The 6,314-nt window shown below is 59.2% G+C and carries 5 protein-coding genes; 2 read left to right on the forward strand and 3 right to left on the reverse strand.

The window, feature by feature from the left end; translation table 11 throughout:
* Positions 1 to 153 precede the first annotated feature (153 nt).
* A complete protein-coding gene (locus BFL40_RS07950; protein ID WP_071483445.1) occupies positions 154 to 624 on the reverse strand; it encodes an Lrp/AsnC family transcriptional regulator in 471 nt (156 codons plus the stop codon).
* A 123-nt stretch (positions 625 to 747) separates the two neighbouring features.
* Here BFL40_RS07950 and BFL40_RS07955 point away from each other — a divergent pair, with 123 nt between their 5' ends.
* Both BFL40_RS07955 and BFL40_RS07960 read left to right on the forward strand, forming a co-directional pair.
* Positions 748 to 1,992: a methionine gamma-lyase gene (locus tag BFL40_RS07955; protein WP_071483446.1), complete on the forward strand. Its 1,245-nt coding sequence runs from the start codon at positions 748 to 750 to the stop codon at positions 1,990 to 1,992.
* A 232-nt stretch (positions 1,993 to 2,224) separates the two neighbouring features.
* The gene (locus BFL40_RS07960) at positions 2,225 to 2,905 is read left to right on the forward strand and encodes a response regulator transcription factor (protein ID WP_174555586.1); all 681 of its coding nucleotides are present in this window, start codon (positions 2,225 to 2,227) and stop codon (positions 2,903 to 2,905) included.
* A gap of 77 nt (positions 2,906 to 2,982) precedes the next feature.
* Here the strand turns inward: BFL40_RS07960 and BFL40_RS07965 are convergent, their stop codons facing one another.
* The gene (locus BFL40_RS07965) at positions 2,983 to 4,941 is read right to left on the reverse strand and encodes a MacB family efflux pump subunit (RefSeq protein WP_071483448.1); all 1,959 of its coding nucleotides are present in this window, start codon (positions 4,939 to 4,941) and stop codon (positions 2,983 to 2,985) included.
* A gap of 3 nt (positions 4,942 to 4,944) precedes the next feature.
* The gene (gene macA, locus BFL40_RS07970; protein ID WP_071483449.1) at positions 4,945 to 6,096 is read right to left on the reverse strand and encodes a macrolide transporter subunit MacA; all 1,152 of its coding nucleotides are present in this window, start codon (positions 6,094 to 6,096) and stop codon (positions 4,945 to 4,947) included.
* Positions 6,097 to 6,314: the final 218 nt, after the last annotated feature.

Raw genomic sequence — 6,314 nt, forward strand, 5'->3', positions numbered from 1 at the left:
ATTCAAGACTGCGTGCGGGCACACCGAGCCACAGCGAGGTGCCGAGTGGTGGGGCAAGAGCCTTTTGGTTACTTTTGGGCTCCTTTCAAAAGTGACCCGCTGTAAGAGCGGAACCCATATCAGCCCTCACCCAAATAACGGATATACCCCCAATCAACCGGGCAACGGAATCACCCGCAACCGCCTCACCGACTTATACGAAAAACTCGAATAAATCTCCTTAACACACGGCAACGTCTGCAAAACCTCCCGGGCAAACTCCCCAAACGACTCCAGATCCTTAGCCACCACTTCCAACAAAAAGTCATACCGCCCCGACACGTTATGACACGCCACAATCTCAGGAATATCCAACAACCGTTGCTCAAACGCCCGAGCAATTTCCTGCGTATGACTCTCCATCATGATGCTGACAAACGCCGTCACCCCATACCCCAACGCCTTGGGCGACAGGATCGCCTGATAGCCGCTGATCACCCCGTTCTCCTCCAGGTTCCTCACCCGCCGCCAACACGGCGAGGTGGTCAAGGAAACCCGATCGGCCAACTCGGCCACCGTCAGCCGGGCATTGCCTTGCAACGCGTTTAAAAGTGCTTTGTCGGTACGATCCAGACTGACGGGCATGTCTTGCCTCTATTCATTATTTTTATGGAGGTTTCATCCCTGAACACGGGATTTATCAGCAAATTTTGCAAAGTTCATCTGTGGTTATGAGCATAGCATTGTAGGAAATAAGGAGCGTCCGACATGAACAATAAACACAATACATTCGGCTTTTCCACCCGCGCCATCCACCACGGCTATGACCCCAAAGACCACCACGGTGCCCTCGTGCCGCCGATCTACCTATCCGCCACATTCGCGTTTCCCACTGCCGAATACGGCGCCGCCTGCTTTGCCGGTGAAGCGAACGGCCACTTCTATACACGCATTTCCAACCCAACCCTGGCCCTGTTGGAATCACGCATGGCCACCCTGGAAAACGGCGAGGCTGCAGTGGCGTTCAGCTCCGGCATGGGCGCGATTGCCGCAACGTTCTGGACCCTGCTGCGCCCAGGCGATGAGGTGATCGTCAGCCAGACCCTCTACGGCTGCACCTTCGCCCTGTTGCACCACGGCATCGGCGAATTCGGCATCAAGGTGCGCCATGTCGACCTCACCGACCTGGCCGCCTTGCGCGCGGCACTCTCCCCCGCCACCCGCATGATCTATTGCGAGACCCCAGCGAACCCCAACCTGCGGCTGGTGGACATCGCCGCCGTGACCAAGCTTGCTCATGAGCAACCCAACGTCACCGTGGTGGTCGACAACACCTACTGCACGCCGTACCTGCAACGGCCCTTGGAGATGGGCGCCGATGTGGTGGTGCACTCGGCCACCAAGTACCTCAGCGGCCATGGCGATATCACCGCCGGCATCGCGGTGAGCAGCCACGCACTGGCGCAACGCATTCGCCTGCAAGGGCTCAAGGACCTGACCGGCGCAGTGATGTCGCCCCAGGATGCGTCATTGTTGATGCGCGGCCTCAAGACCCTGGCCCTGCGCATGGACCGCCATTGCAGCAATGCCCAGGCGGTGGCCGAAGCCTTGCAGGCGCACCCGGCCGTGCAGTGGGTGACCTACCCCGGGCTGCGCTCCTTCCCACAATACGAATTGGCGGCACGGCAGATGAAACTGTCCGGCGGCATGATCGCCTTTGAACTCAAAGGAGGAATTGAGACCGGCCGGCGCTTCATGAATGCACTCAAGCTGTTCACCCGTGCTGTGAGCCTGGGCGATGCCGAATCACTGGCCCAGCACCCGGCCAGCATGACCCACTCCACCTACACCCCGGAGGAGCGCGCGCAGCACGGTATCAGCGAAGGTTTGGTGCGTCTGTCGGTCGGGCTTGAGGACGTCGCCGACCTGCTGGCCGATGTGCAACAGGCCCTGGCCAAGTGCACCCGCGCCGTTTCGCGACAGGCCTTGATGGCGGCGCATGCTGTGAGATAAGACCTAAGCTCGGCGTTATCCTTTCCCACAAACGGTGGTCGGACAGGTCTGACCATCGTTATGCGTTTTTAATCTTGTTTTTTTGCTGATTGGATCCCCATGCTTTTGCCAGGCTGTACTAGGATACGTCTCGGCGGGAGCATTATCACTGTAGCTTATTCACCTAGGCTGCCCTCTTAAACCCCGTCGTTATAAGGCTGAATACTCACACTCGAAACTCATGGACGAACTGATGAACTCACACCTGTTCCCACATATAGGCAAGGTCATCGCCAGCACCGGCAGTCGCCACTTCCCACGCATGCTGCATGACCTCATCCTCACCCAACTGGCGGTGGACGCCACGCATATCACGCAATTGCAAGTGAGTTCCGAAAGGCACACTCGACGCAAGATCAGCCCGGTCTACACCGACTCGGTAACCGCCTTGGGCGAAGAACAACCCGCCGCACAATTGCACCTTACGCGCCGCAAGGATGATGTGCGCTACGTGCTGTCGGTGTACCGCTCGCACCAGTCCGAAAGCTTTTCGCCGCAGGAACGCAGCATGCTGCAGGACTTCTCCACGCTGCTGCTGCCGATGGTGGAAAAACACATCACCGCGATCCAGCCGTGCCGCCAGGACAGCGACCTCCTCGTGGTGCCGGAAAACCACGGCATCGAAACGCTGCGCCGGCGTATTCAGGAGCGTCTGGTGCAATCGGGGCTGACCCTGTCCAACCGTGAACTCGAGGTGTGCGTGGGCCTGCTGGCCGGGCGTACAGCCCCGGAGTTGGCGGAACAATTGACGCTGAAGGTCAACACCATCGAGAGTTATCTGAAGCGCGCCGCGATCAAGCTGGGGATCAGTGGGCGGCATTCATTGTTGCGGTGGATGTATTCGACCGAGGAAGGAACTGCCGCAAGTCTATAAACCACCACAAAACCCTGTGGGAGCGGGCAAACCCGCTCCCACATTTAGATCTCCATTTTCAGTGAGACCCGATTCACTCAGTCCCGCGCCAACGCCTCAATCGGGTCCAACCGCGCCGCATTCCTCGCCGGCACAAAGCCAAACACAATCCCGATCAGCGTTGAACAGGCAAACGCCGTAATGATCGAGCCGACTGAAAACACCATCTCCCACTCCTTCACAAACAGTGAAAACAGATAGCCGATGGCGTAGGACAGCGAGATTCCGATGATCCCGCCGATCAAACAGACCATCACCGCCTCCACCAAAAACTGCTGACGAATATCCGACTGCCGCGCGCCCACCGCCATGCGAATACCGATCTCGCGGGTACGTTCGGTGACCGACACCAGCATGATATTCATCACCCCGATGCCGCCCACCAGCAACGAAATCACCGCGATCAGCGACAACAGCAGCGCCAGGGAGCGGCTGGTCTTCTGTACCGTCTGCATGATGCTGTCGAGGTTGTTGGTGAAGAAATCCTTGGTGCCATGGCGTTGCAACATGAGTTTATTGACGTTGTCTTCAACCACCTTACTTGGCTGGCCGTCCTTGATGCGCACAGTGATGCTGTCCAGGTGACGTTGCCCTAACAGGCGCCCCGCCGCCGTTTCGTAAGGCACCCACACGTTCAACGCCTTGCTGGCGGCAAACATGTTTTTATTGTCGGCCGTCACGCCGATCACCGTACACGGCAGGTTGCCCACCAGGATCACCCGGCCCAACGGATCGACATTCGGCCCGAACAGGCGATGACGGGTGTTGTGGTCGATCACCACCACCTGCGCCTGACGCCGCGCGTCGCTTTCGCTGAAGGCAATCCCGGCTTCAAGTTTCAGCCCCTTCACTTTGAAGTAACGGTCGCTGACGCCATTGACCTGCGCATCCACGTCGATATTGCCAAAACGCAGCAACAGGTTACGGCCCACCACCGGCGTGGCGCTGTCGACGTAATACAGCTGGTTCAACGCCTCCACATCCGACGGCATCAGCGTCTCGATCGCCGAGGCGCGACTGTCACCAAAACTGGTGCCGGAGAAGATATCGATGGTGTTGCTGCCGATCGCCTGGATGTCCTTGAGCACATAGCGCTTGGCGCCTTCGCCGATGGCCGAGATTGACACCACCGAGGTGATGCCGATGACGATGCCGAGCATGGTCAACAAGGTGCGCATGCGATGGGAAATCAGCGCGACCCAGGCCATGTTGAACGCTTCCTTGAACAACCCCAGGCTGGCTACCAAGCGCCGTGCGCCGCTGCGCTTGGGCTCAATCGGCGCCTCAGAGGGCAACTCCAGGCCGACACTTTCGTTAGCCTTGTCGCTGACAATCTCGCCATCGCAGACCTCGACGATACGCTGGGCATTCGCCGCCACCTTGGGGTCATGGGTGACGATAATCACTGTGTGCCCGGCGGCGTGCAGCTCGGCGAGGATACGCATCACTTCCTTGCCGCTGTGGGTATCGAGGGCGCCGGTGGGTTCGTCGGCGAGGATCACTTCGCCACCGTTCATCAAGGCCCGGGCGATACTCACCCGCTGCTGCTGGCCACCGGACAGCTGGCTCGGTCGGTGGGTGGTGTGCCCCGCCAGGCCCAATCGCGCGAGCAAGTCTCGTGCTCGACTGTGGCGTTGGGTTTCCGGTGTACCGGCGTAGATCGCGGGCATTTCCACGTTGTGCAAGGCGCTGAGATGCGCCAGCAGGTGGTAGCGCTGGAAGATAAAGCCGAAGTAATCGCGGCGCAGCTCCGCCAGCTGTTCATCGCCCAGTGAGCGGGTTTCGATGCCATTGATCTTGTAGCTGCCGTCCGTGGCGTAATCCAGGCCACCGAGGATATTCATCAGCGTGGACTTACCCGAACCCGAAGCACCAATGATCGCAACCATTTCCCCGGCATGAATGGTCAGGTCGATACCCTTGAGCGCAATAAATTCGCGCTCGCCGGCCATGAAACTGCGGGTGATGCCCTTGAGTTCCAACAGTGGCTGAGTCATCCATCAGCTCCCAGCCACGACAGGCGTTGGATCGCCGATCACCACTTTATCGCCCTCGGCCAGGCCATCCAGGATCTGCACCTTGACGTTGTTATTGATGCCGGTTTTCACCTCGCGCGATACCGCCTTGCCTTTGGCATCGAGCACCCGCAACGAGTAACTGCCATCGTTGTTACGCGCGCCGAGCGCCGCCACCGGCACCATCAACGCCGCCTGGGCGGTGTCGAGCACGATACGCACCTGGGCGGTCATGGCGATGCGCAGGCGGTGGTCAGGGTTGGGCACGTCGAACAACGCGTTGTAGAACACCGCGCTGTTCTGCTTCGCAGTGCCGGCGGTTTGGGTTTCGAGGAAGTTCTGCGGCGCCGGCTCAGTGCCGCGCAACTTAGCGTAGTAGCGTTTGTCGGCCTCGCCAAGGATGGTGAAATACACCTGCTGGCCGGGGCTGATATGAATCACATCCGCCTCCGAGACCTGGGCCTTGACGGTCATGGTGTCCAGGTCCGCCAGCTTGAGCAGCACCGGTGCCAGTTGGTTGGCGATGACCGTCTGGCCTTCCTGGGTGACGATGCCCACTACATCGCCATCGATGGGCGCGACGATACGGGTGTAGGCCAGGTTGACCTTGGCGGTGTCGATCTGGATGTGCGCGCTTTTGATCTGCGCATCCAGAGACAACAGGTTGGCTTGCTGCACATGGTAGGTGGACTCGGCGTCTTCAAAGTCCTGGCGCGAGACCGACTCGTCGACCTGCAGGCCTTTGTAGCGTTCGTAGACGGACTTGGCCTGCTTGAGCTGGGCCGCCGTGGCACGGCGCTGGGCCTGGAGGTTTTCTTCGTCGACCTGGGCTTTGCGCAGGGTGTTTTGCAGGATCAACGGGTCGATTTCGGCCAGCCATTGGCCCTTCTTTACCTTGTCGCCGACTTTGACTTTCAGGGATTTGAGCTGGCCGGAGACTTGGGCGCCTACGTCGACTTGTTTGATGCCTTCCAGCAGGCCGGTGGCTAATACTGCGTTTTCGATGTCACCGCGTTCGGCGGGGGCGGTGAGGTATTGGGGGGCGTCGGCGGGGGCTTGAACCGTGTAGATGGTCAATGCCGCTGCGACTGCCAGTGCCAAACCTAATCCTACTTTGCGAAACTTTGACTTTTCCATAACTGACCATGCAAGGGTGATTTGGGTTGGGCTTTTTGATTGTGTGCATATCCGTTTTTTGGGTAACGGCCACCTTGGGTTCCGCTCTTACAGCGGGTCACTTTTGAACAGCGCAAAAGTAACCAAAACGCTCTTGCCCCACCACTCGGCACCTCGCCTAGGCTCGGTGTGCCCGCACACAGGCTTGAATCCGTGGGCCGCCGCGATGGGCCATCCTT

Origin of the sequence: Pseudomonas costantinii, assembly GCF_001870435.1 — a bacterium.
Classification (GTDB): Bacteria; Pseudomonadota; Gammaproteobacteria; order Pseudomonadales; family Pseudomonadaceae; genus Aquipseudomonas; species Aquipseudomonas costantinii.

What these genes read in the sequence shown, in the direction of transcription:
- BFL40_RS07950 (WP_071483445.1), bottom strand. Translation starts at nt 624, where the DNA reads ATGCCCGTCAGTCTGGATCGTACCGACAAAGCACTTTTAAACGCGTTG.
- BFL40_RS07955 (WP_071483446.1), top strand. Translation starts at nt 748, where the DNA reads ATGAACAATAAACACAATACATTCGGCTTTTCCACCCGCGCCATCCAC.
- BFL40_RS07960 (WP_174555586.1), top strand. Translation starts at nt 2,225, where the DNA reads ATGAACTCACACCTGTTCCCACATATAGGCAAGGTCATCGCCAGCACC.
- BFL40_RS07965 (WP_071483448.1), bottom strand. Translation starts at nt 4,941, where the DNA reads ATGACTCAGCCACTGTTGGAACTCAAGGGCATCACCCGCAGTTTCATG.
- macA (WP_071483449.1), bottom strand. Translation starts at nt 6,096, where the DNA reads ATGGAAAAGTCAAAGTTTCGCAAAGTAGGATTAGGTTTGGCACTGGCA.